Annotated in this window: 20 protein-coding genes and 6 tRNA genes; 22 read left to right on the top strand and 4 right to left on the bottom strand. The window is 64.5% G+C overall.

Features of this window, described 5'->3' with window-relative positions; translation table 11 throughout:
* Window positions 1-70 precede the first annotated feature (70 nt).
* The 10 genes from AC0J42_RS22800 (at window position 71) to AC0J42_RS22755 (ending at window position 8,925) form a co-directional block, all read left to right on the top strand.
* Window positions 71-445 carry a chemotaxis response regulator CheY gene (locus tag AC0J42_RS22800; RefSeq protein WP_177323407.1) on the top strand — a complete coding sequence of 125 codons (375 nt, stop codon included), beginning with the start codon at window positions 71-73 and terminating at the stop codon, window positions 443-445.
* Between the two features lie 19 nt (window positions 446-464).
* A complete protein-coding gene (locus AC0J42_RS22795; protein ID WP_416426068.1) occupies window positions 465-1,253 on the top strand; it encodes a protein phosphatase CheZ in 789 nt (262 codons plus the stop codon).
* A gap of 12 nt (window positions 1,254-1,265) precedes the next feature.
* Entirely contained in the window at window positions 1,266-3,470 is a 2,205-nt protein-coding gene (locus tag AC0J42_RS22790; RefSeq protein WP_416426066.1) for a chemotaxis protein CheA, read from the top strand.
* 48 nt (window positions 3,471-3,518) lie between these two features.
* Entirely contained in the window at window positions 3,519-4,652 is a 1,134-nt protein-coding gene (locus AC0J42_RS22785; RefSeq protein WP_473003973.1) for a protein-glutamate methylesterase/protein-glutamine glutaminase, read from the top strand.
* A complete protein-coding gene (locus AC0J42_RS22780) occupies window positions 4,652-5,392 on the top strand; it encodes a flagellar motor protein (RefSeq protein WP_416426062.1) in 741 nt (246 codons plus the stop codon). The genes AC0J42_RS22785 and AC0J42_RS22780 overlap by 1 nt, the downstream gene beginning before the upstream one ends.
* A gap of 10 nt (window positions 5,393-5,402) precedes the next feature.
* Window positions 5,403-6,290, top strand: coding sequence for a flagellar motor protein MotD (gene motD, locus AC0J42_RS22775; protein WP_416426060.1), 888 nt, complete (start codon window positions 5,403-5,405; stop codon window positions 6,288-6,290).
* 56 nt (window positions 6,291-6,346) lie between these two features.
* Entirely contained in the window at window positions 6,347-7,135 is a 789-nt protein-coding gene (locus AC0J42_RS22770; protein WP_473003969.1) for a ParA family protein, read from the top strand.
* Window positions 7,135-7,983 (top strand): CheW domain-containing protein, encoded by an 849-nt coding sequence (locus AC0J42_RS22765; protein WP_473003966.1) that lies wholly within the window; start codon window positions 7,135-7,137, stop codon window positions 7,981-7,983. Before AC0J42_RS22770 ends, AC0J42_RS22765 begins: the two co-directional genes overlap by 1 nt.
* A 69-nt stretch (window positions 7,984-8,052) precedes the next feature.
* The gene (locus AC0J42_RS22760) at window positions 8,053-8,532 is read left to right on the top strand and encodes a chemotaxis protein CheW (RefSeq protein WP_027981645.1); all 480 of its coding nucleotides are present in this window, start codon (window positions 8,053-8,055) and stop codon (window positions 8,530-8,532) included.
* Window positions 8,533-8,925, top strand: a complete 393-nt coding sequence (locus tag AC0J42_RS22755; RefSeq protein WP_473003964.1) for a DUF2802 domain-containing protein — start codon at window positions 8,533-8,535, stop codon at window positions 8,923-8,925. It begins immediately after the preceding gene.
* Window positions 8,926-9,010: 85 nt separating this feature from the next.
* On the opposite strand, the gene AC0J42_RS22750 is transcribed toward AC0J42_RS22755, so the two are convergent.
* Both AC0J42_RS22750 and AC0J42_RS22745 read right to left on the bottom strand, forming a co-directional pair.
* On the bottom strand, window positions 9,011-10,561 hold the full coding sequence (locus AC0J42_RS22750; RefSeq protein WP_473003963.1) for a DHA2 family efflux MFS transporter permease subunit: 1,551 nt from the start codon (window positions 10,559-10,561) through the stop codon (window positions 9,011-9,013).
* A complete protein-coding gene (locus tag AC0J42_RS22745) occupies window positions 10,551-11,588 on the bottom strand; it encodes an HlyD family secretion protein (RefSeq protein WP_473003961.1) in 1,038 nt (345 codons plus the stop codon). Before AC0J42_RS22745 ends, AC0J42_RS22750 begins: the two co-directional genes overlap by 11 nt.
* Window positions 11,589-11,763: 175 nt before the next feature.
* On the opposite strand from AC0J42_RS22745, the gene gltX reads away from it, so the two are divergent.
* From gltX to AC0J42_RS22685, 12 genes are all read left to right on the top strand, one after another.
* On the top strand, window positions 11,764-13,242 hold the full coding sequence (gltX, locus tag AC0J42_RS22740; protein WP_473003959.1) for a glutamate--tRNA ligase: 1,479 nt from the start codon (window positions 11,764-11,766) through the stop codon (window positions 13,240-13,242).
* Window positions 13,243-13,521: 279 nt separating this feature from the next.
* Window positions 13,522-13,597, top strand: a tRNA-Ala gene (locus AC0J42_RS22735).
* A gap of 72 nt (window positions 13,598-13,669) precedes the next feature.
* A tRNA-Glu gene (locus tag AC0J42_RS22730) sits at window positions 13,670-13,745 on the top strand.
* Window positions 13,746-13,795: 50 nt separating this feature from the next.
* Window positions 13,796-13,871, top strand: a tRNA-Ala gene (locus tag AC0J42_RS22725).
* A gap of 43 nt (window positions 13,872-13,914) precedes the next feature.
* Window positions 13,915-13,990, top strand: a tRNA-Glu gene (locus tag AC0J42_RS22720).
* 111 nt (window positions 13,991-14,101) lie between these two features.
* Window positions 14,102-14,177, top strand: a tRNA-Ala gene (locus AC0J42_RS22715).
* Between the two features lie 43 nt (window positions 14,178-14,220).
* Window positions 14,221-14,296, top strand: a tRNA-Glu gene (locus AC0J42_RS22710).
* 173 nt (window positions 14,297-14,469) lie between these two features.
* Window positions 14,470-15,009, top strand: coding sequence for a TetR/AcrR family transcriptional regulator (locus tag AC0J42_RS22705; RefSeq protein ID WP_473003957.1), 540 nt, complete (start codon window positions 14,470-14,472; stop codon window positions 15,007-15,009).
* Window positions 15,010-15,025: 16 nt separating this feature from the next.
* Window positions 15,026-15,853 carry an alpha/beta fold hydrolase gene (locus AC0J42_RS22700; RefSeq protein WP_416426047.1) on the top strand — a complete coding sequence of 276 codons (828 nt, stop codon included), beginning with the start codon at window positions 15,026-15,028 and terminating at the stop codon, window positions 15,851-15,853.
* Window positions 15,854-15,902: 49 nt separating this feature from the next.
* Window positions 15,903-16,340: an acyl-CoA thioesterase gene (locus tag AC0J42_RS22695; RefSeq protein WP_473003955.1), complete on the top strand. Its 438-nt coding sequence runs from the start codon at window positions 15,903-15,905 to the stop codon at window positions 16,338-16,340.
* A gap of 117 nt (window positions 16,341-16,457) precedes the next feature.
* Complete coding sequence (locus tag AC0J42_RS22690; protein ID WP_473003954.1) at window positions 16,458-17,417, top strand: tRNA dihydrouridine synthase; 960 nt, start codon at window positions 16,458-16,460, stop codon at window positions 17,415-17,417.
* 199 nt (window positions 17,418-17,616) lie between these two features.
* Window positions 17,617-18,795, top strand: a complete 1,179-nt coding sequence (locus tag AC0J42_RS22685) for a Kelch repeat-containing protein (protein ID WP_473003952.1) — start codon at window positions 17,617-17,619, stop codon at window positions 18,793-18,795.
* 29 nt (window positions 18,796-18,824) lie between these two features.
* Here the strand turns inward: AC0J42_RS22685 and AC0J42_RS22680 are convergent, their stop codons facing one another.
* Together AC0J42_RS22680 and AC0J42_RS22675 are read right to left on the bottom strand one after the other, a co-directional pair.
* Entirely contained in the window at window positions 18,825-22,124 is a 3,300-nt protein-coding gene (locus AC0J42_RS22680; protein WP_473003950.1) for a sensor domain-containing protein, read from the bottom strand.
* A 56-nt stretch (window positions 22,125-22,180) separates the two neighbouring features.
* The gene (locus AC0J42_RS22675) at window positions 22,181-23,065 is read right to left on the bottom strand and encodes a LysR family transcriptional regulator (RefSeq protein ID WP_416426038.1); all 885 of its coding nucleotides are present in this window, start codon (window positions 23,063-23,065) and stop codon (window positions 22,181-22,183) included.
* Window positions 23,066-23,165 lie beyond the last annotated feature (100 nt).

The following is a 23,165-nucleotide window of genomic DNA, read 5'->3' as shown; positions in this document are numbered from 1 at the left end:
GATTTGATTGAATGCGCGTTCGGGGACCGGACGCGTTTAAGACTGCTTGGAGGTCTAATTGGACAAGAACATGAAAATCCTCATCGTTGACGACTTCTCGACGATGCGGCGGATCATCAAGAACCTGTTGCGCGACCTGGGCTTCACCAATACCCAGGAAGCCGATGATGGCACCACCGCGCTGCCAATGCTGCACAGCGGCAGCTTCGACTTCCTGGTGACCGACTGGAACATGCCTGGCATGTCCGGCATCGACCTGCTGCGCCAGGTGCGTGCGGACGAGCGCCTCAAGCACCTGCCGGTGCTGATGGTGACCGCCGAAGCCAAGCGCGAGCAGATCATCGAAGCGGCCCAGGCTGGCGTCAACGGCTACGTGGTCAAGCCATTCACGGCACAAGTGCTGAAAGAGAAAATCGAAAAGATTTTCGAGCGCGTCAATAGCTGATGTCCGCCACGGGGGTGCTATGGAGCATAAGAACTCATCTTTGGGCGACTTCGAGTCGACCCTGAAGAAACATGCGCAGGAGTTGGTCGAAAGCCTGGAACGAGGCAAGTTCGGCGACGCTGTGCAATTGATCCATGAGCTGAACCAGACCCGTGATCGTGGCCTGTACCAGGAAGTTGGCAAGCTCACCCGCGAATTGCACAGTGCGATCGTCAGTTTCCAGATTGACCCGCACATGCCGCAAGCCGAGGAAGTTTCACAGATCACGGATGCTACCGAGCGCCTTTCCTATGTGGTCAGGCTGACCGAAGGTGCGGCCAACCGCACCATGGACCTGGTGGAGCAGAGCACGCCGGTGCTCAACGACCTCAGCGGCGAGGCCAAGGCCTTGAGCGCCGACTGGCAGCGTTTCATGCGCAAGGAAGTCGGCGCCGCCGAGTTCCGCGACCTGGTGAAGCGTGTCGACGGTTTTCTGACGCAAAGCGAGCAGGGCACCCGCAAGGTGTCCGGCGCGCTGAACGACATTCTGCTGGCGCAGGATTACCAGGACCTTACCGGCCAGGTGATCAAGCGCGTGACGCAACTGGTCACGGAAGTTGAAAGCAACCTGCTCAAGCTGGTGCTCATGGCCAGCCAGGTAGACCGCTTCGCGGGCATCGAACACGACCGTGAACAGCTTCGTGCTGAAAAAGATCAAGAAAAACATCCCACTCGGGGTGAAGGTCCGCAGATTCATGCCGATAAACGTGAAGACGTTGTGTCCGGTCAGGACGATGTCGACGATCTGCTATCCAGTCTTGGTTTTTAAGGGGCACGTTAAATGAGCTTCGGCGCCGACGAAGAAATCCTCCAGGATTTCCTGGTAGAAGCCGGTGAAATTCTTGAGTTACTTTCCGAACAACTGGTCGAGCTGGAAAGCCGGCCTGATGACGGTGATTTGCTCAATGCAATTTTTCGCGGTTTTCACACTGTAAAAGGGGGCGCCGGCTTCCTCCAGCTCAACGAGCTGGTGGAGTGCTGTCACATCGCCGAGAACGTCTTCGACATCCTGCGCAAGGGTGAGCGTCGCGTTGACTCGGAACTGATGGACGTGGTGCTCGAAGCGCTGGATGCGGTGAACGGCATGTTCAGCGAAGTTCGCGAGCGCACCGACATCACCCCGGCCACGCCTGAACTGCTGGCGGCACTGTCGCGCCTGGCCGAGCCTGCCAGCGCCGACGAGGCGCCGGTAGCGGTTGCCGAACCTGAGCCTGTGGTTGAAGAGCCCGCCGAGTCGGGTGACATCACCGACAGCGAGTTCGAACAACTGCTCGACTCGCTGAGCGCGGTCAAGGCCCAGGCCGAGGCCCCGGCCAGCCAGCCACCGGCAGCCCAGGCCCCGGCCGCCGACAGCGACGAAATCACCGACGATGAATTCGAGTCCCTGCTCGACCAGCTGCATGGCAAGGGCCAGTTCGCGCCTGACGCCGTGGCGCCGGCCAGCACCGCCGGCAGCGCGCCGGCTAGCGACGAAATCACCGATGACGAATTCGAGGCCCTGCTGGACCAGTTGCACGGCAAGGGCACCTTCGCCCCTGACGCGCTGGACAGCGGTGCCCAGCCACCGGCCGCCGAACAACCGGCGGCCGCGGCCAGCGACCTGATCACCGACGACGAATTCGAGTCGTTGCTGGACCAGTTGCATGGCAAGGGCAAGTTCAGCGAGGCGCCCGCCGCCGCCGAAGCGGCCGTGGCCGCCCCGGTCGCTGCCAAGCCGGCGCCCAAGCCCGCTGCCGCCCCCGCGCCGGCCAAGGCTGCCGCCCCGGCGCCAGCCCGTGCCGCCGCGCCTGCGCCAGAGAAACACGCCGCCAGCGAGGCGGAAACCACCGTGCGGGTCGACACCGCGCGGCTGGACGAAATCATGAACATGGTCGGCGAACTGGTGCTGGTGCGTAACCGCCTGGTGCGCCTGGGCGCCAACAGTGGCGACGAGTCCATGCAGAAGGCCGTGTCCAACCTCGACGTGGTCACCGCCGACCTGCAGACCGCGGTCATGAAGACGCGCATGCAGCCGATCAAGAAGGTCTTCGGGCGCTTCCCCCGGCAGGTCCGCGACCTGGCACGCCAGCTCAAGAAAGAGATCAACCTGGAGCTGATCGGCGAAGAGACCGACCTGGACAAGAACCTGGTCGAGGCCCTGGCCGACCCGCTGGTGCACTTGGTGCGCAACGCGGTGGACCACGGCGTCGAGACCCCGGAAGAGCGCGAGGCCGCCGGCAAGTCGCGCAACGGCAAGGTGGTGCTGTCCGCCGAGCAGGAAGGCGACCACATCCTCTTGTCCATCAGCGATGACGGCAAGGGCATGGACCCGCAGGTGCTGCGTGCCAAGGCCGTGGAAAAGGGCCTGATGGACAAGGACGCGGCCGACCGCCTGAGCGAATCGGACTGCTACAACCTGATCTTCGCCCCCGGCTTCTCGACCAAGACCGAGATCTCCGACGTGTCCGGCCGCGGCGTGGGCATGGACGTGGTGAAGACCAAGATCTCCCAGCTCAACGGTTCGATCAACATCTACTCGGCCAAGGGCCAGGGTTCGAAGATCGTCATCAAGGTGCCGTTGACCCTGGCGATCATGCCGACGCTGATGGTGATGCTGGGCAACCAGGCCTTCGCCTTCCCGCTGGTCAACGTCAACGAGATCTTCCACCTGGACCTGTCGCGCACCAACGTGGTCGACGGCCAGGAGGTGGTGATCGTACGCGACAAGGCCCTGCCGCTGTTCTACCTCAAGCGCTGGCTGGTCAGTTCGGCCGCCCACGAGGAACAGCGTGAAGGCCACGTGGTGATCCTGTCGGTCGGCACCCAGCGCATCGGCTTCGTCGTCGACCAGCTGGTAGGCCAGGAAGAGGTTGTCATCAAGCCACTGGGCAAGATGCTCCAGGGTACGCCGGGCATGTCGGGCGCCACCATTACCGGTGACGGCCGCATTGCCCTGATTCTCGATGTTCCGAGCATGCTCAAGCGCTACGCAGCGCGGCGTATTTGATTCTGTGGGCGGGCGCACCCGGTGCGCCCGGCCGCTAATGGAGTGTTTATGGCAGTCAAGGTCCTGGTGGTGGATGATTCCGGTTTCTTCCGCCGCCGCGTCTCGGAAATTCTCTCGTCGGACCCCGCTATCCAGGTAGTGGGCACCGCGACCAATGGCAAGGAAGCGATCGAGCTGGCCCAGTCGCTCAAGCCCGATGTCATCACCATGGACTACGAGATGCCCATGATGGATGGCATCACCGCCGTGCGGCATATCATGCAGCGCTGCCCCACCCCGGTGTTGATGTTCTCCTCGCTGACCCACGAAGGCGCCCGGGTGACCCTGGATGCGCTGGACGCGGGTGCGGTGGATTACCTGCCGAAGAATTTCGAAGACATTTCGCGCAACCCCGAGAAGGTCAAGCAGATGCTGTGCGAGAAGGTGCATACCATCTCGCGCAGCAACCGTCGTTTCAGCGCCTACAGCGCCCCGGCGGCGGCCCCTGCGCCAGCGCCGGCCGCTGCGGTTGCCAGCAGCCCGGCCCCTGCGCCACGGCCAGCGCCCGTGCGCACCCCGGTGGCCAGCCACGCCCCGGCCGCGGCGGCCCACGCGCCGTCGTCGCCGGCGCCCAAGCGCAAGAACTACAAGCTGGTGGCCATCGGTACGTCCACCGGCGGCCCCGTGGCCCTGCAGCGCGTGCTGACCCAGCTGCCGGCCAGCTTCCCGGCGCCCATCGTGCTGATCCAGCACATGCCGGCGGCCTTCACCAAGGCCTTCGCCGAGCGCCTGGACAAGCTGTGCCGCATCACCGTCAAGGAAGCCGAGGACGGCGACGTGCTGCGCCCCGGCCTGGCGCTGCTGGCCCCCGGTGGCAAGCAGATGATGGTGGACGGCCGCGGCACGGTGAAAATCCTGCCGGGCGACGAGCGCCTCAACTACAAGCCGTGCGTGGACATCACCTTCGGCTCCGCCGCCAAGTCCTACGGTGACAAGGTGCTGGCCGTGGTGCTGACCGGCATGGGTGCCGACGGCCGCGAGGGCGCGCGCCTGCTCAAGCAGGGTGGCAGCCACATCTGGGCCCAGGATGAAGCCAGCTGTGTCATCTACGGCATGCCCATGGCGATCGTCAAAGCCAACCTCGCCGATGCCGTGTACGGCCTCGACGACATCGGTCGGCACCTGGTCGAGGCCTGTGTCTGATGGACGTCCTGAGCCTACTGGGGCTGCTGCTGGCCTTCATCGCCATCATCGGCGGCAATTTCCTCGAAGGCGGTCACCTGTCGGCGCTGCTCAACGGCCCGGCGGCGCTGATCGTCATTGGCGGCACCCTGGCTGCCTGCCTGTTGCAGTCGCCCATGAGCGCGTTCAAGCGCGCCATGCAGAACGTCATCTGGATCCTGTTCCCGCCGCGCATCGACCTGGCCGGTGGCATCGACCGGGTGGTGAACTGGAGCCTGACCGCACGTAAGGAAGGCCTGCTGGGCCTGGAGTCGATCGCCGACAGCGAACCCGACAGTTACTCGCGCAAAGGCCTGCAACTGCTGGTGGACGGCGCTGAGCCGGCGGCCATCCGCAGCATCCTGGAAGTGGATTTCCTCACCCAGGAAGCCCGCGATATCCAGGCCGCCAAGGTGTTCGAGAGCATGGGCGGCTACGCGCCGACCATCGGCATCATCGGCGCGGTGATGGGCCTGATCCACGTGATGGGCAACCTCGCCGATCCGTCGCAGCTGGGCAACGGCATTGCCGTGGCCTTCGTCGCCACCATCTACGGGGTGGCCACCGCCAACCTGATCCTGCTGCCCATCGCCAACAAACTCAAGGCCATTGCCGTGCGCCAGGCGCTGTACCGCGAGATGATGCTCGAAGGCATCCTGTCGATCGCCGAGGGCGAGAACCCGCGGTCCATCGAGCTCAAGCTGCAAGGCTTCATGGAGTGAGGGAATAGCCATGGCCCGCCGTCGTCATACCGAAGAGCATGAAAACCACGAACGCTGGCTGGTGTCCTACGCGGACTTCATCACCCTGCTGTTCGCCTTTTTCGTGGTGATGTACTCGATCTCGTCGATCAACGAAGGCAAGTACAAGGTACTGTCCCAGGCGCTGGTGGGGGTGTTCAACGACCCCCAGCGCAGCCTCAAGCCCATTCCCATCGGTGACGAGCGGCCGCTGACCATGCGCCCCTCGGAGCCTCTGGTGACCGACAGCGAACAGCCCGACGCCGGCATTGCCAGCGCCGCCGAGGACCCGCTGAAGAGCATCGCCGACCAGGTGCGCGACGGCTTCGGCGACCTGATCAAGTCCAACCAGTTGACCGTGCGCGGCAACGAGCTGTGGATCGAGATCGAGCTCAAGTCCGGCCTGCTGTTCGGCAGCGGCGACGCGATCCCCAGCGACAAGGCGTTCACCATCATCGAGAAGGTCGCCGGCATCATCAAGCCGTTCGGCAACCCCATCCACGTGGAAGGGTTCACCGATGACCAGCCGATCCGCACCGCGCAGTACCCCACCAACTGGGAGCTGTCGTCGGCGCGGGCGTCGAGCATCGTGCGCATGCTGGCGATGGAAGGCATCAACCCCGGGCGCATGGCCTCGGTAGGTTATGGCGAATTCCAGCCCATCGACACCAATGCCACCCCCGAAGGCCGCGCGCACAACCGCCGCGTGGTGCTGGTGATCTCGCGCAACCTCGACGTGCGCCGCAGCATTACCGGTGCCGGCAGCGCCAATGTGACGCCGGACGCGGCATTGCGCCGTGCTGGCACACAAAGTGCACCGCAGCCCGTATCGCAGTCGGTTGGGGGCAATGCTGTCAATTCCCCGTCACCGGCCTTATAACTTGAGTCGCATGTCTCGGTAGGCAAACGCTGCCGTGCCGGGAGGAAGCAAATCCCATGAGAGTCTGGGCAGTAGCCAACCAAAAAGGTGGTGTCGGCAAGACCACCACCTCCATCGCCCTGGCCGGCCTGCTGGCCGAGGCGGGCAAGCGCGTGGTCGTGGTCGACCTCGACCCCCACGGTTCCATGACCAGCTACTTCGGGCACAACCCCGACGCGCTGGAACACAGCTGCTACGACCTGTTCCTGCACAAGGGCCAGGTGCCCCAGGGCTTGCCCGGGCAACTGCTGCTGAGCACCAGTGACGAAAACGTGGCGCTGCTGCCGTCCAGCACGGCGCTGGCCACGCTTGAGCGTCAATCTCCTGGCCAGAGTGGCCTGGGCCTGGTGATCGCCAAAACACTGGCGCAGCTGTGGCAGGACTTCGACTACGCCATTATCGACAGCCCGCCGCTGCTGGGCGTGCTGATGGTCAACGCCCTGGCCGCCAGCCAGCAGCTGGTGATCCCGGTGCAAACCGAATACCTGGCCGTAAAGGGCCTGGAGCGCATGGTCAGCACCCTGGCCATGATCAACCGCTCGCGCAAGCAGCCGCTGCCGTTCAGCATCGTGCCGACCCTGTTCGACCGTCGCACCCAGGCCTCCATGGGCACCTTGCGGGTGCTCAAGGACGCCTACCCGGAGCAGATCTGGCAGGGCTACATTCCGGTGGACACGCGCCTGCGTGACGCCAGCCGGGCAGGGCAGACGCCCTCGCAGTTCGACCCCAAGAGCCGCGGCGTGGTGGCCTACCGCGCGCTGCTCAAGCACCTGCTGGCCCAGCAACTTGTCGCGCAGGTGGCCTGATGAACCGGCCGGTCACTACCGTTACCAAGCCGCAGGTCGCGCTGCAGTCCTACCTTGACGGCCTGCTGCAGGACGCCACCGAGGAGCTGGACGCCGAGGTGCTGGAACCCAGCGATCAGGTGCTCGACGAATTCCAGGCCGCGGTGCTCGAGGAGCAGGTGCGTGACGCCCGGGTAGAACCCAGGGCGCCCGTTGCACCGCCCGTCGCCCCGGCCCCTGCACCCGTGGCAAAACCTGTGCCGGTGGCCCCGGCGGTCGTTGCGCCCGCTCCAGTTTCGCCGCCGGTTGCCGAAGTAGTGGCAACACCGGTGGAACCGGTGGTCGAAGTGCACAAGCCCACCCCGCCGGGCGCCGTGCCGCCCGCTACGGTGGACGGCCGGCCCAGTTGGGCGGCCGAGCCCTTCGAATGCCTGTTGTTCGACGTTGCCGGGCTGACCCTGGCGGTGCCGCTGGTGTGCCTGGGCTCGATCTACGCCCTGGCCGGCCACGAGCTGACGCCGCTGTTCGGCCAGCCCAGCTGGTTCCTGGGGATCCTGCCCAGCCAGGCCGGCAACCTCAAGGTGCTGGACACGGCGCGTTGGGTGATGCCCGACCGCTACCGCGACGATTTCCAGCAGGGCCTGCAGTACGTGATCTCCGTGCAGGGCTACGAGTGGGGGCTGGCGGTGCATCAGGTCAGCCGCTCGCTGCGCCTGGACCCGGAGGAGATCAAGTGGCGCAGCCATCGTGGCCAGCGCCCGTGGCTGGCGGGCACGGTGATCGAACACATGTGCGCGTTGCTGGACGTCTCGGCCCTGGCCGAACTGATTGCCAGCGGCGCGGTGAAACAGCTGCAAGAACTCAAATGATTAGCGGCGCCGCGCGGCGCCACTGTACTGCACACACACCGTCATCACGGTTTTCGAGAGGTTAGGGGTATGAAGAAGTCGTCTGCACAAGGTTCCGAAGATCCTATTCTGCAGTGGGTAACCTTTCGCCTGGATAATGAGTCGTACGGCATCAACGTGATGCAGGTGCAGGAAGTACTGCGCTACACCGAGATCGCCCCGGTGCCAGGCGCCCCCAGCTACGTGCTGGGTATCATCAACCTGCGCGGCAACGTGGTCACCGTGATCGACACCCGCCAGCGCTTCGGCCTGATGCCGGCTGACGTCAGCGACAACACCCGCATCGTCATCATCGAGGCCGACAAGCAAGTGGTCGGCATCCTGGTCGATAGCGTCGCCGAAGTGGTATACCTGCGCCAGTCGGAAGTGGAAACCGCGCCGAACGTGGGCAACGAGGAATCGGCCAAGTTCATCCAGGGCGTGTGCAACAAGAACGGCGAGCTGCTGATCCTGGTGGAACTGGACAAGATGATGACCGAGGAAGAGTGGTCCGAGCTGGAGAGCATCTGATTGATTCTAGAGGTAGGCGTCATCGTGCTGGCCGTGTTGTGGGTGGCCACGCTCGCGGTATTGCTGGGCAACATCCGCGGGCAGCGTGAAATCGCTGCCCAGCAGGCGGCTGGCGATGCCATTCGCGACCAGCGCATCAAGGACCTGGCGCGCCGCGTCGAGGATTACCAGAACGGCACCGTGCGCATGGGTGAAGACCTGCACGAGTTGCGCGCCGTGGTGGCGCCGCTGCCGGACAAGCTGAGCATGCTGGAGCAGCGTGACCCTTCCAGCCTGTCCTTCGCCCAGGCCGCGCGCCTGGTGGGCATGGGCGCCAGCGTCGACGAGCTGACCCAGTCCTGCGGCCTGACCCAGGCCGAGGCGGAGTTGATGAGCAAGCTGCACCGCGGCTGAATCGTGTCGCGCCCATCGCGACCAAGGTCGGCTCCTACGGTGTAGGAGCCGACCTTGGTCGCGATACAGGCGAATCGATTTCAGCTCAATGCGCCGCGCCCGCCGTCGCGCCTTTGGGCAACGCCCTGGTCAACATCACCGCCACCATCGCAATCCCCAACCCCAACCCCACCCAGTGGAACGCATCGTTGTAGGCCATGATCAGCGCCTGCTGGTGCACGATCTCGCTCAGGCGCCCCAGCGCCGCCGTGTCACTGCCCAGCCGCTCGCCCAGCTGCCCCAGGCGTTCGGCCACCTGTGGGTTGCCCGGCACCACTGACTCGCGCAAATAATCGAAGTACACCTTGGTGCGCGCATCCAGCAGTGTCGCCAGCAGGGCGATGCCGATGGCGCCGCCCAGGTTGCGCAGGATGTTGAACAGGCTCGATGCCGAGCCCGCGTCCTGGGGTTGCAGGTAGGCGGTGGCGATCAGCGAGATGGTCACCATGATCAGCGGCTGGCCCAGGGCGCGGATGATCTGGATCTGGTTGAACTGGCTGCCGGCGAAGTCCGGGTTCAGCACCCCGGAGGAAAAGCTCGCCAGGCCGAACAGGCCAAAGCCCAGGGTGCAGAGAATCTTCGGCGAGATGATCTTCATCAGCTGCGGCACCAGCGGGATCAGCACCAGCTGCGGCAGGCCCATCCACATGATCACCTCGCCGATCTGCAGCGCGTTGTAGTTCTGCACCTGCGCCAGGTACAGCGGCAGCAGGTAGATCGAGCCATACAGACCCACGCCCATGCCCAGGCTGGCGATGCTCGACAGGCCGAAGTTGCGGTTGCGCAGGATGCCCAGGTTGATCAGCGGGTTGGCGCGCGACACCTGCAGGATCACGAAGGTGATCAGGCTGAGCAAGGCGATGACCGCCAGCACCACGATCTCGGTGGACTCCAGCCAGTCCTGGCGGTGGCCTTCTTCCAGGAACACCTGCAGGCAGCCCAGGCCCACGCCCAGGGTGAGGATGCCGGCGTAGTCGGTGCTTTTCAGCAGCGCCCAGTGCGCTGCCTTTTTTTCCAGGCCGTACAGCAGCCCGGCGATCATCAGCAGGCCGGGCGGCACGTTGATGTAGAAGATGTACTGCCAGCCGAAGTTCTCCGTCAGCCAGCCGCCCAGGGTGGGGCCGATGGAGGGCGCGAAGGTGGCGGTCATGGCGAACATGGCCATGCCCTTGGCGCGGTGGTGCTCGGGCAGCTTGATCAGCGTCAGGGTAAAGGCCAGCGGTATCAGCGCGCCGCCGGTGAAGCCCTGCATGGCGCGGAAGACGATCATGCTTTCCAGGTTCCAGGCCATGGAGCACAGCAGCGACGACGCCAGAAAGCCCAGCGACACCCACACCGCCAGGCGCCGCGCCGACAGCAGCTGCACCAGCCAGGCGGTGAGCGGGATCATGATGATCTCGGCCACCAGGTACGAGGTGGAGATCCACGAGCCTTCCTCCAGGGTCGCCGAGAGCGCGCCCTGGATGTCCTTGAGCGAGGAGTTGGTGATCTGGATGTCGAGCACGGCCATGAAGGCGCCGAGCATCACGCTCATCACCGCGATCCAGTCGCGCCGGGTGGGTTCGCCCACCGGGCGCAACAGTTGATCACCGGCCATCGGCGATGTTGACGCTGACGGTGACTGACATGCCCGGGCGCACCTTGCCGTGCAGCGGGTCGTCCGCGGCGAAGGTCAGCTTCACCGGGATGCGCTGCACCACCTTGGTGAAGTTGCCGGTGGCGTTGTCTGGCGGCAGCAGGCTGAACTGCGCGCCCGAGGCGGCGAACAGGCTGTCGACGCGGGCATCGATGGGCTGGTCGGGGAAGCTGTCGAAGGTCAGGCGCGCGGCCTGGCCGGGCTGCATGTGGCCGATCTGGGTTTCCTTGAAGTTGGCCTGCACCCAGATGTCCTCGTCGGGGACGATGGACAGCAGGTAGGCGCCGGCCTGCACCACCTGGCCGGGGCGCGCGGCGCGCTGGCCGATCATGCCGCTGATGGGCGCGTGCACCTGGGCGCGGGCCAGGTTCAGCTGGGCCTGGGCCAGGTCGGTGCGGGCAGTGGCGATCTGTGCGTCGAGGCGCTTGATCTCGGCGTTCAGGGCGTTGACCTGCTGGCGCTGGCCCTGCACGTCGGCCTGGGCCTTGCTGACCTGGGAGTGGGCCACGCGGGTGTCGGCCGACAGGGTGGTGACGCGCTCCTCGGAGACATAGCCGGGCTTGCGCAGGGCTTCTGCGCGGTTCAGGTCGATCTGCGAGCGCCCCAGGGTCGCCTGGCTGGCGGCCACCTGGGCCTCGGCCGAGGCAATCAGGCTGCCCTGTTGGGCCAGCTTGCTCTGGGCTTGCAGGCGTTCGGCCTGGCGGGTGTCGAGGGTGGCCTGGGCGCGCTCCACGGCGAACTGGAAGTCGGCGGCCTCCAGGGTCACCAGCAGGTCGCCCTGGCGCACGTGCTGGTTGTCCTGCACCAACACCTGGTCGATGCGCGCCGTCAGCTGGCTGGACACCCGGGTGATCTCGCCCTGCACGTAGGCGTTGTCGGTGCTTTCGAAGAAGCGGCCCTTGAACCACCAGTGGGCCAGGAACCCTGCGGCGATCAGCAGGACCAGGGTGGCGAAAATAAGCAGTCGGCGTTTGAGCGGCGCAGGCATGGTCGATCCGTCGAAAAGGTGGGGCAGGGTGCCAGGGGGTGATGATCGGGCGGGGCGAGGGGGCCGGCAAGCGGCAATCATGCCGTTGATAGCCGGTAATGTGGCGCATTGCTGGAGCACCACGTGCCGGGCCTGCTAACATCCGCCCTTTGATTCACTCTGCTCGAGACCTTTCATGACCGTTCGTACGCGTATCGCGCCATCGCCCACCGGCGACCCCCATGTCGGCACGGCCTACATTGCCCTGTTCAACTATTGCTTTGCCAAACAGCATGGCGGCGAGTTCATCCTGCGCATCGAAGACACCGACCAGCTGCGTTCCACCCGCGAGTCGGAACAGCAGATCTTCGACGCCCTGCGCTGGCTGGGCATCGAGTGGAGCGAAGGCCCGGACGTAGGCGGCCCGCACGGCCCGTACCGGCAGAGCGAGCGCGGCGACATCTACAAACAGTACGCCCAGCAGTTGGTGGACATGGGCCACGCCTTCCCGTGCTTCTGCACCGCCGAAGAACTGGACCAGATGCGTGCCGAGCAGATGGCCCGCGGCGAGACCCCGCGCTACGACGGCCGCGCGCTGCTGCTGTCGAAGGAAGAAGTGGCGGCCCGCCTGGCGGCTGGCGAACCGCACGTGATCCGCATGAAGGTGCCGACCGAAGGCGTGTGCGTGGTGCCGGACATGCTGCGCGGCGACGTCGAGATCCCGTGGGACCGCATGGACATGCAAGTGCTGATGAAGACCGACGGCCTGCCGACGTACTTCCTCGCCAACGTGGTCGACGACCACCTGATGGGCATCACCCACGTGCTGCGTGGCGAAGAGTGGCTGCCGTCGGCACCCAAGCTGATCAAGCTGTACGAGTACTTCGGCTGGGAACAGCCGGTGCTGTGCTACATGCCGCTGCTGCGCAACCCGGACAAGAGCAAGCTGTCCAAGCGCAAGAACCCGACCTCGGTAACCTTCTACGAGCGCATGGGCTTCATGCCCGAGGCCATGCTCAACTACCTGGGCCGCATGGGCTGGTCCATGCCCGACGAGCGCGAGAAGTTCTCGCTGGCCGAGATGGTCGAGCACTTCGACCTGTCGCGCGTGTCCCTGGGCGGGCCGATCTTCGACATCGAGAAGCTGAGCTGGCTCAACGGCCAGTGGCTGCGCGACCTGCCGGTGGAAGAGTTCGCCGCGCGCGTGCAGAAGTGGGCGTTCAACCCTGACTACATGATGAAGATCGCGCCGCACGTGCAAGGCCGCGTCGAGACCTTCAGCCAGATCGCCCCGCTGGGCGGCTTCTTCTTCGCCGGCGCCCTGCAGCTGGACGCCAGGCTGTTCGAGCACAAGAAGCTCTCGGCCGACCAGGTGCGCCAGGTAATGCAACTGATCCTGTGGAAGCTGGAATCCCTGCGCACCTGGGAAAAAGACCGCATCACCGCCACCATCCAGGCGGTGGTTGAGGCCCTGGAGCTGAAGCTGCGCGACGCCATGCCGCTGATGTTCGCCGCCATCACTGGCCAGGCCAGCTCGGTGTCGGTGCTCGACGCCATGGAAATCCTCGGCCCGGACCTGACGCGCTTCCGCTTGCGCCAGGCCCTGGACCTGCTGGGTGGTGTGTCGAAGAAAGAAAACAAGGAATGGGAAAAGCTGCTGGGCAGCATTGCCTGATTCCATCCACAAGGTGGGGGTTCCCCCACCTTGTGGGAGCTGGCTTGCCAGCGAGCTTTTGTTGCCCTGAAAAGCTCGCTGGCAAGCCAGCTCCCACATCTGCACCGCCCTTGCCCCAGCAAAACCGGGGCAGGGCGCCTGTTTCGTCGGTAAGTGGTTGTATTGCTGGAAAAATTTTTTGAATTTTTTCAAAAATAAGTTTGACAGCCCTTCGATCCGGTCTTAATATGCGCCCCGTCCACACAGCAACACGCAGAAATGCGAAGCGCTGAAGATTGTGGGGCTATAGCTCAGCTGGGAGAGCGCTTGCATGGCATGCAAGAGGTCAACGGTTCGATCCCGTTTAGCTCCACCAAATTCCAAGGCCTGAAGTCGTTGTTTGACTTCGGTCAGATCAGATCCAGACTGATCTTGGTAAGAAGGTTTTGTCCCCTTCGTCTAGTGGCCTAGGACACCGCCCTTTCACGGCGGTAACAGGGGTTCGAGTCCCCTAGGGGACGCCATTTAAAACTAGCGATGTTGTACGGTCGCTGCGTCGCAAGACGATAAATTTGGGGCTATAGCTCAGCTGGGAGAGCGCTTGCATGGCATGCAAGAGGTCAACGGTTCGATCCCGTTTAGCTCCACCAATTTGCCAGGGTTCGTGAAAACGGACTTGCTCGAAGGTTTTGCGTCCCCTTCGTCTAGTGGCCTAGGACACCGCCCTTTCACGGCGGTAACAGGGGTTCGAGTCCCCTAGGGGACGCCACGATTTGCCCGCTCTGCGGGAATTTTGAGGCTCATTCGCCTTTTGGATGAGCCTTTTGTTTTTAAGTGACGGCACGTGTAACGGGCTGTCGCGTCGCAAGACGATAAATTTGGGGCTATAGCTCAGCTGGGAGAGCGCTTGCATGGCATGCAAGAGGTCAACGGTTCGATCCCGTTTAGCTCCACCAATTTGCCAGGGTTCGTGAAAACGAACTTGCTCGAAGGTTTTGCGTCCCCTTCGTCTAGTGGCCTAGGACACCGCCCTTTCACGGCGGTAACAGGGGTTCGAGTCCCCTAGGGGACGCCACGATTTACCCGCTCTGCGGGATTTTTAAGGCTCATTCACTGGTTGAATGGGCCTTTTGTTTGTCTGCGATTTAACCTCCCTCCTTTTTGATCCGCCGACCAGTGGCACGGCGAACGCCTTGCGAAAAAATATTACGAGCATAATATTACCTCCATAATATTCGGAGGTGCCCCATGGCTGACAAGAAAGCCCAGAGCCGCGAAAAAATCCTCGAGGCGGCGCGCAGGGCGATGATTTTGCGCGGCGTGGCCGACCCCAGCGTCAGTGAAGTGATGGGCGCCGCCGGCATGACCGTCGGTGGCTTCTACGCCCATTTCGACAGCAAGGACGCGCTGATGCTCGAAGCCTTCAGCCAGCTGCTGGGCCAGCGCCGCGCCCTGCTCGACCAGGTCGACCCCAGCCTGCCCGGTGAAGAGCGCCGCGCGCTGATGGCGCGCTATTACCTGTCGCGCAACCACCGCGACGCCGAGGACCGCGCCTGCCCGCTGCCCACCGCGCTGGGCGAGATGGGGCGGCTGCCCGAGGCCTTCCGTGAGGTGCTCACCGAGCATGTACAGCTGTTGGTTGGCCAGTTGGCCGACAACCCCCAGGACACCGATAAGGCCCTGGCCGACCTGGCCCTGATGATCGGTGGCCTGGCCCTGGGGCGTGCCCTGGGCCAGACCGAACTGTCCGACCGTATCCTGCGCGCGGCCAAGGTCGCGGTGCGCTAACGCTGGGAGTGCAACCATGACCACGCTCACCTGGGTTCGCGGCGTCAACCAGACCCTCGGCCACCTGGCCCCACGGCAGATCGCTGCGCGCATGCGCCTGGCCTTCATGCACCCCCGCACGCTGCCGCCACGGGCCTGGGAGCTGCCGCTGCTGGCGCGCGCCGAGCGCGTGACCCTGCGCTTCGGCCTCTCGGTGCTGCGCTGGGGGCAGGGCCCCACGGTGCTGCTGATGCACGGCTGGGAAGGCCGGCCCACGCAGTTCGCGACGTTGATCGAGGCGCTGCTGCAGGCCGGCTATAGCGTGGTGGCCCTGGAAGGGCCGGGGCATGGTCGTTCCCGTGGCAGCCAGGCCCATGTGGTGCTGTTTGCCCATGCCCTGCTGGAAGCGGCCGCCGAACTGCCGCCGCTGCGTGCGGTAATCGGCCACTCCATGGGCGGCGCTGCGGCGCTGCTGGCCAGCCAGTGGGGGCTCAAGGCCGAAGTGTTGGTGAGCGTCTCGGCGCCGGCGCGTATCCTCGGCATGCTGCGCAATTTCGCCGCCCACGTGGGGCTGCCGGCGCGGGCGCGTTCGGCGTTCATCCGCCAGGTGGAGCGCACCGTGGGCATCGCCGCCGCGCAGCTGGACGTCAGCCGCTACCAGCTGGACATGCCTGGGCTGATAGTCCACGCCAGCGATGATCCGCTGGTGCCGGCCGCCGAGGCGCAGTCGATTCACCAGGCCTGGTTCGGCAGCCGTCTGCTGCTGTTGCCCGAGGGCGGGCACCAGCGCGTGCTGGCCGACCCGCAACTGATCGACGGCGTGCTGGGCCTGCTGCGTCACCAGCCGGCACGGCAATCGGCGTGAGGGTGCGCTAGACTCGCGTTTTGCCCATTGAGCAGGAGCGAGTGCGCGCATGAATTGGGATTTGGCAACGCCCTTTGTCATCGACCTGAGCGTCGGTGCCGAGGATATCGATGGATTGGGGCACGCCAACAATGCGGTGTACGTGACCTGGCTGGAACGCTGTGCCTGGCGCCATTCCCAGCGGTTGGGGCTGGACCTGGCCGAATACCGGCGGCTGAACCGGGCCATGGCGGTGGTGCGCCATGAAATCGACTACCTGGCCGCTGCTTATGAACATGACGAGTTGCAGATGGCCACCTGGATCGTCGAGTCCGACCAGCGCCTGAAGATGACCCGGCGCTTCCAGCTGATTCGCCCCAGGGACGGGGTGACGCTGCTGCGCGCCCACACCACCTTCTGCTGCATTGACCTGGCCAGCGGCAAGCCCAAGCGCATGCCGCCGGAGTTCATCGACGGCTATGGCCCTGCCTTGATGACTGCCCTCTGACCTTGTGGGAGCTGGCTTGCCAGCGAGCTTTTCGGCGGCCTCAAAAGCTCGCTGGCAAGCCAGCTCCCACAGGTTACAATGCGCGCAATTTTCTTCCTTCCTTCCTCGAGATTCCCCATGCACATTGCCCTGGCCCCCATGGAAGGCCTGGTCGACAACATCCTGCGTGACGTGCTGACCCGTGTCGGCGGTATCGACTGGTGTGTCACCGAGTTCATTCGCGTCAACGACATGCTGCTGCCGCCCGCGGTGTTCCACAAGATGGCGCCGGAGCTGGCCAGCGGCTGCGTGACCCCCGCCGGCACGCAGATGCGCGTGCAGCTGCTGGGCTCGGACCCCATCTGCCTGGCCGACAACGCGGCCCTGGCGGTGAGCCTCGGTGCGCCGGTCATCGACCTGAACTTCGGCTGCCCGGCCAAGACCGTCAACAAGTCCCGCGGCGGGGCGGTGCTGCTCAAGGAGCCGGAGCTGCTCAACAACATCCTCTGCGAAGTGCGCCGTGCCGTGCCGGCGCATATCCCGGTGACCGCCAAGATGCGCCTGGGCTTTGACAGCCCCGACGGCGCCCTGGTGTGCGCCGAGGCCCTGGCCGAAGGCGGCGCCGAGGTGCTGGTGGTGCACGCCCGCACCAAGGTCGACGGCTACAAGCCGCCGGCCCACTGGGAGTGGGTGGCGCGGGTGCGCGACGTGGTCAAGGTGCCGGTGTACGCCAATGGCGAAGTGTGGACGGTGGACGACTGGCGGCGCTGCCGCGAGATCAGCGGCGTGCCCGACATCATGCTCGGCCGCGGCCTGGTCTCGCGCCCCGACCTGGCCCGACAGATCGCCGCGGCCCAGGCGGGTATCGAGCTGGCGCCCATGACCTGGGCCGAGCTGATGCCGCTGCTGCAGGAGTTTTGGCGCCAGGCCCTCATCGACCTCACCCCGCGCCAGGCGCCGGGGCGCCTCAAGCAGTGGCTTGCGATGCTGACGCGCACCTTCCCCGAGGCGGTGGAGCTGTTCGCGCTGGTGCGCCGCGAGACGGATTGCGAGCGGGTGGGGCAGTTGCTGGGTGTACGGGCGAAGCAAGCCGCCTGAGCAGGTCTCCCCATCCATGGGGGAGAGCAGCTAGTGCTGCAATAATCAAGATGCAAAGAGAGGGGGCCAGCGGCCCCCTTCTTCATCTGGTACTGTCAGTTCTTACAGTTTTCTAGTCTTCGCGATCGGCGCCTAATGACGACTCCGCTTCCAGTTCGCTTTTTCTGGCAGCTTAACTTTTGTCCTAGGTGTATCCATCATGGCGTCTAAGAACACTACCAACGGTAAAGCGTCAGCAGCCGTCCAGCCCCCAGCCACACCGTTGGGCAATGATTCGCTGCTGCGCCACCAACCTGGTGAGACGGTACTCGATACGGGTAGATTTGTGCCGATTGCGCAGCTTGGCGTGCTTCGGTTGCTGCATACAGCCAGCGCCATTTCAAATTCAAGAGTGCTGGTGGTTGGCGGAAAAAATTCGGCGCAGAGCGTTGCTGATGTCGAGATATATGATGCTAGGGACGGGCTCTGGCGTGGTGGTGCCTCGCTTCACCATGCGAGGTCAAGCCATACTGCGACTGTATTGCCAGGTAGGCAGGAGGTGTTGGTCATAGGGGGGATGTCGCAGGATGGCGATTCAATTGCCAGTGTTGAGCTTTATGAAGTGGACAGGGATATTTGGCGCTTCGGAACTCCGATGCCAGTGCCGCGCGAAAATCACACCGCAACGTTGCTTCATTCAGGGGAGGTGCTGATAACCGGCGGGCGGTATTTCAAAAGTGGCGTAGGTACAGTTTTGCAGGATGTCCTTATTTACAACCCGGCACTTGACCAGTGGCGGCAAATTCCCAGCCTGACTCACGCCCGTTTCAGCCACACCGCAACATTGATGCCTGACGCTACTGTGGTAGTCATTGGCGGCATCTCGGGAAATGCGGTGGTGAGGGAGGTGGAAGTGCTGGACGCTCACCAGGCGGGATGGACATCCCGTGCTTCATTGCCCGATGCCCGAGCTTTTCATTCAGCTACTCCGATTGCCGACGGCGGCATTCTGCTCGCTGGTGGTTCGATTCTTGGAGCAAGCATCCGGCTCCAGGAAACTTACATTTATCGAGAGGGTATGGATGATTGGGAGGTTGGGGCCTGGATGCATGTCGCTGTCGGAAGCCCTAGCGCGACGCTCCTGGACTCAGGAAAAGTCCTGCTCATTGGAGGCATAGGTGCTGAAAACTCGCCTCGGGTCGGTCAGCTATTTGATCCGGTAACTAAAAACTGGGCATCTACCTACCCGCAAGAAATGGAATACCCAATTATTTATCATACGGCCACTTTGCTGGACAATGGTGATGTGCTCATCGTAGCGGGTAGCGATCCAAGGTTGCCGCACATCAACCCTATTCATTGGACATGCCTGTACATGCCTGAGCATGGGGATCATTAGTTGGGTTTGGCACCAACAGTAAGGGGGCTTTATTGGCCACCTTGATTCTCATCAATCAACATCTGCCTGAACTCCGCCAGCGGCAGCGGGCGGCTGTGCAGGTAGCCCTGGTACAGGTGGCAGCCCAGCCGTTCGAGGAATTCCAGCTGTTCGGACAGCTCCACGCCCTCGGCAATCACCGTGAGGTCGAGGCTGCGGGCCATGGCGACGATGGCGCGGACGATCTCGGCGTCGTTGGGGTCGTGGGTGGCATCGCGAACGAATGACTGGTCGATCTTCAGGGCGTCCACCGGCAGGCGCTTGAGGTAGGTCAGCGACGAATAGCCGGTGCCGAAGTCGTCCATGGCAAAGCTGACGCCCAGTTTCTTCAGGCTGCGCATCTTGCTGATGGTGTCCTCCAGGTTCTGGATGACGATGCCTTCGGTGATTTCCAGTTTGAGCAGCGTGCAGGGCAGGTTGTGCTGGCTGAGGCTGTGGGCCACGCGCTCGACGAAGTCGTTCTGGCGGAACTGTCGCGGGCTGATGTTCACGCACAGGGCAAAGTCGTTGACGTCGATCAGGCCGTCGGCCAGCAGCTGCGCGCAGGCGCCGCAGGCTTCGTCGAGGATCCAGCTGCCAACCTCCAGGATCAGGCCGCTTTCTTCCAGTACCTGGATGAACTGCGCCGGCGATTGCTGGCCCAGCAGCGGGTGGTGCCAGCGCAGCAGCACCTCGGCGCCGACGATGCGATCCTCGCGGGCGTCCACCTGCGGCTGGAAGTGCAGGCTCAGCTCGCCCCGGGCCAGGGCCATGCGCAGGTCGTTTTCCATCTGCAGGCGCTCGCTGGCGGCCTTCTGCATGGTGTTGTGGAACATCTGCGTGGTGTTGCGCCCAGAATCCTTGGCACGGTACAGGGCAATGTCGGCGCGCTTGAGCAGGTCGGCGGGGGTGGTGCCGTGGTCGGGTATTAGCGCCACGCCGATGCTGGGGGTGACCTGCAGGCGCTGGCCGTCCAGCGACATGGGCTCGGCCAGCAGCGCGCGCAGGGTGTCGGCCAGCTCGCGGACCTGGGCGGTGACCTCGGCGCGGTTGCCTTCCAGGCCCGTCAGCAGCACCACGAACTCGTCGCCGCCCAGGCGTGCCACGGTGTCTTCCAGGCGCACGCTGGCCTCCAGGCGCGCGGTGATGATCTTCAGCACCGTGTCGCCCACCGGGTGGCCCAGGGAGTCGTTGATGTGCTTGAAATGGTCCAGGTCCAGGAACAGCAGGGCGCCGCGCAGGTTGTGGCGCTTGAGCAGGGCGATCTGCTGGCTCAGGCGGTCCATCAGCAGCGCGCGGTTGGGCAGGTTGGTCAGCGGGTCGTGGTAGGCCAGGTGGCGGATCTGCGCCTGGGCGTTCTTCAGCTGGCTGACGTCGCGGGCGTTGAGCAGCAGGCACGGGGTTTCGTTGAGGGTGATGGGCTCGATGGACACTTCCAGGGTCAGCGCCTCGCCGCGCTTGTTGCGGCCGATCAGCTCGCGGTGGTGCACGTGGCCGCTGTCTTCCAGCTCGGCCAGCAGCAGGGCCTGCTGGCGCGGGTCGGCCCAGAAGCCGACGTCGTCGATGCTGCGCCCCAGCACTTCGCTGCCGCTGTAGCCGGTGAGCCGGCAGAAACCGTCGTTCACCTCCAGGTAGCGGCCACTGTCGCGCTCGCTGATGGTGATGGCGTCGGGGCTTGAGTGGAACGCCTTGGCGAACTTCTCCTCGCTGCTTTTCAGCGCCGCTTCGGCCCGTTGCTGCTGGGTGATGTCGCGCAGGGTGGTGACCACGCAGGGCTGGTTGTCGACGGTGATCAGGCGGCTGGAGATCAGGCAGGTGAGCACCTGGCCGTTCTTGTGCATCACCTGCACGGCGACGTTGTTCAGCGCCCGCTCGCGAATCACCTCCTCGATGCGCTGCAGGCGCTGCGCGCTGTCCAGCCAGAAGCCCAGCTCGTCGGCGGTGTGGCGCTTGACCTCTTCGGCGCTCCAGCCAAAGGTCTGGGTGAAGCTGGGGTTGATCTCGATGAACTGGCCGCTGGCCTGCAGGGTCACGCAGATGGGGTCGGTGCTGGCCTGGAACAGGCTGGCGAACTTCTCTTCGGAGCTGACCAGGCGCTGCTCGCGCTCCACCTGCTCGGTGATGTCCAGCAGGGTGCCGGCCATGCGCAGCGGCTGGCCGTTGTCGTCGCGGTACAGCCGCGCGCGGCTCTCGATGTAGCGCGAGGCGCCGTTTTCCAGGGCGATGCGGTAGGTGATCTGGTAATTGCCCGCCGGGCCCTCGCGCAGGCTGCGGTAGGCCTGGCGCATGGTGTTGCGCTCGTCGTCGGGCACGCCCTCGAAGAACGCCTCGAAGGATTCGTGGAACGGCACCGGCGCCAGGCCGTGCAGCTGCGCCGCGCGCGCCGAGCCGTAGAGCATGCCGCTGGGAATGTGCCAGTCCCAGGTGCCCAGCTGCGCCGAGTCCAGGGCCAGGTCCAGGCGCTCCTGGCTGTCCTTGAGCGCCTGTTCGGCGCGTTTGTTGTCGCTGGTGTCGGTAAAGGTGCTGAGCAGGTAGCTGTCGCCCTCAAGCTCGATGTTCTGGGTGCTGAGGATGCCGTCGTGCACCTGGCCGCTGCTGGCGCAGAAGCGCACCTCCATGTTCACCGGCTCGCTGGTGTGGCGCGTGGCCTCCAGCAGCTTGTGGCGCTGCTCGGGCTCGGCCCACAGGCCTAGCTCCACGGTGGTCTTGTTGATGATCTGGTGCGCGGCCCAGCCCAGGGTCTTCTCGAAATGGTGGTTGACCTCGTGGATCAGGCCGTCGGCGCGGCGGGTCAGCAGCACCACGTTGGGGCTGAGGTGGAAGAGGGTGGCGAAGCGCTTTTCCGAGTTGATCAGCGCCGTTTCCCGGTCGCGCTGGCGGGTGATTTCGCGGATCACGCCGATCATCTGCGGGCGGCCTTCCTTGTCGGCGATCAGGCTGCCGCTGATTTCCAGCCAGTGCAGGCTGCCGTCCGGCCAGCGGATGCGGTGGCGCAGGGCCTGCTCCACCGGTTCGCCGCGCAGCACCGCCTGGAACGCCTGGGTGGTGCGGCTGCGGTCCTCCTCGGGCAGCAGTTCCAGGTAATCCAGGTCGTTGGGCAGCGGCGCGCTGGGGTCGAAGCCGAACAGCGCCTGGGTGCCCCGCGACCAGCTGATCTTGCCGCTGCCCACGTCCCAGAACCAGGCCCCCAGGTGCGCGCCGTTGAGCGCCGCCAGCAGTTGCGGCGCGCTTTCCCAGGTCTGCTCGGACTCCTGGGGATCAGCCGCATGAATACGCGGCAAGCGCGGAAAGCGTGAAGCTGACTTGGGCATGGACCAGACCTTTGGCGGTTACGGCTTCCTTAAGGTAGACCGTCTGCGCCCGAGCGCTACCCGGCTAACGTGTCGGGCTCGGCGTCGAGCAGGGCCATGAAGGCCCGCGCAGCGTTGGACAGCGTTCTTTCGGTGTGCACGATGTAGCCTAGCTGGCGACTGAGCTGAATGCCCGGCAAAGCAATGCTGCGCACCTGGTCGTCGAGCATGGTGCGCGGCAGCACGCTCCAGGCCAGGCCAATGGAGACCATCATCTTGATGGTTTCCAGGTAGTTGGTGCTCATGGCGATGTTGGCCGTCAGGCCCCGCGCCTCGAACAGGCGCTGGACAATATGGTGGGTAAAGGTGTTGCCGCCAGGGAACACAGCCGGATGATAGGCGATATCCGCCAGGCTCACCGCGCCGTTGAGCGCCAGCGGGTGCTCGGGCGCCACCACGAAGTCCAGCGGGTCGGTCCACACCGGCACCGCGCGTACCAGGGTATGGGGCTCGGGGGCCAGGGTAATCACCGCCAATTCCGCGCGGCCATGGAGGATTTCCTCGTAGGCCACCTCCGAATCGAGGAACTGGATGTCCAGCGCCACGTCCGGGTAGCGCTTGGTGAAGGCGCGCAGCACCGGCGGCAGGCGGTGCAGGCCGATGTGGTGGCTGGTGGCCAGGGTCAGGCGGCCGCCGACCTCGCCGGTCAGGTTGGTCAGGGCCCGGCGGGTGTCGTCCAGCACGTTGAGAATCTGGTACGCGCGGGGCAGCAGCGCGCGCCCGGCTTCCGTCAGGCTGACTTCGCGCCCAAGGCGGTCGAACAGGCGTACATTGAGTTGTTGCTCAAGGCCGGCGATGCGTTTGCTGATCGCCGGCTGGGTGAGGTGCAGGCGTTCGCCGGCCCCGGAAAAGCTGCCACATTCGGCGATGGCGAGGAAGGCGTTGAGGTTGGCCAGGTCCATCTATTCGGATTCCTGTTGGTTATCCAAAGCATGAAAATTATGAATTTGAGTAATCCAATGTAACCCCTTAGCATTCGCCCTACAAGCCAAGCGGTTATTG

This window comes from Pseudomonas sp. Tav-5-1A (assembly GCF_055755055.1).
This window is presented reverse-complemented; position numbering and strand designations above follow the sequence as displayed.

Bases quoted from the DNA above. Each gene is read 5' to 3' on its own strand.
- AC0J42_RS22800 (WP_177323407.1), top strand. From the start codon at position 71: ATGAAAATCCTCATCGTTGACGACTTCTCGACGATGCGGCGGATCATC.
- AC0J42_RS22795 (WP_416426068.1), top strand. From the start codon at position 465: ATGGAGCATAAGAACTCATCTTTGGGCGACTTCGAGTCGACCCTGAAG.
- AC0J42_RS22790 (WP_416426066.1), top strand. From the start codon at position 1,266: ATGAGCTTCGGCGCCGACGAAGAAATCCTCCAGGATTTCCTGGTAGAA.
- AC0J42_RS22785 (WP_473003973.1), top strand. From the start codon at position 3,519: ATGGCAGTCAAGGTCCTGGTGGTGGATGATTCCGGTTTCTTCCGCCGC.
- AC0J42_RS22780 (WP_416426062.1), top strand. From the start codon at position 4,652: ATGGACGTCCTGAGCCTACTGGGGCTGCTGCTGGCCTTCATCGCCATC.
- motD (WP_416426060.1), top strand. From the start codon at position 5,403: ATGGCCCGCCGTCGTCATACCGAAGAGCATGAAAACCACGAACGCTGG.
- AC0J42_RS22770 (WP_473003969.1), top strand. From the start codon at position 6,347: ATGAGAGTCTGGGCAGTAGCCAACCAAAAAGGTGGTGTCGGCAAGACC.
- AC0J42_RS22765 (WP_473003966.1), top strand. From the start codon at position 7,135: ATGAACCGGCCGGTCACTACCGTTACCAAGCCGCAGGTCGCGCTGCAG.
- AC0J42_RS22760 (WP_027981645.1), top strand. From the start codon at position 8,053: ATGAAGAAGTCGTCTGCACAAGGTTCCGAAGATCCTATTCTGCAGTGG.
- AC0J42_RS22750 (WP_473003963.1), bottom strand. From the start codon at position 10,561: ATGGCCGGTGATCAACTGTTGCGCCCGGTGGGCGAACCCACCCGGCGC.
- AC0J42_RS22745 (WP_473003961.1), bottom strand. From the start codon at position 11,588: ATGCCTGCGCCGCTCAAACGCCGACTGCTTATTTTCGCCACCCTGGTC.
- gltX (WP_473003959.1), top strand. From the start codon at position 11,764: ATGACCGTTCGTACGCGTATCGCGCCATCGCCCACCGGCGACCCCCAT.
- AC0J42_RS22705 (WP_473003957.1), top strand. From the start codon at position 14,470: ATGGCTGACAAGAAAGCCCAGAGCCGCGAAAAAATCCTCGAGGCGGCG.
- AC0J42_RS22700 (WP_416426047.1), top strand. From the start codon at position 15,026: ATGACCACGCTCACCTGGGTTCGCGGCGTCAACCAGACCCTCGGCCAC.
- AC0J42_RS22695 (WP_473003955.1), top strand. From the start codon at position 15,903: ATGAATTGGGATTTGGCAACGCCCTTTGTCATCGACCTGAGCGTCGGT.
- AC0J42_RS22690 (WP_473003954.1), top strand. From the start codon at position 16,458: ATGCACATTGCCCTGGCCCCCATGGAAGGCCTGGTCGACAACATCCTG.
- AC0J42_RS22685 (WP_473003952.1), top strand. From the start codon at position 17,617: ATGGCGTCTAAGAACACTACCAACGGTAAAGCGTCAGCAGCCGTCCAG.
- AC0J42_RS22680 (WP_473003950.1), bottom strand. From the start codon at position 22,124: ATGCCCAAGTCAGCTTCACGCTTTCCGCGCTTGCCGCGTATTCATGCG.
- AC0J42_RS22675 (WP_416426038.1), bottom strand. From the start codon at position 23,065: ATGGACCTGGCCAACCTCAACGCCTTCCTCGCCATCGCCGAATGTGGC.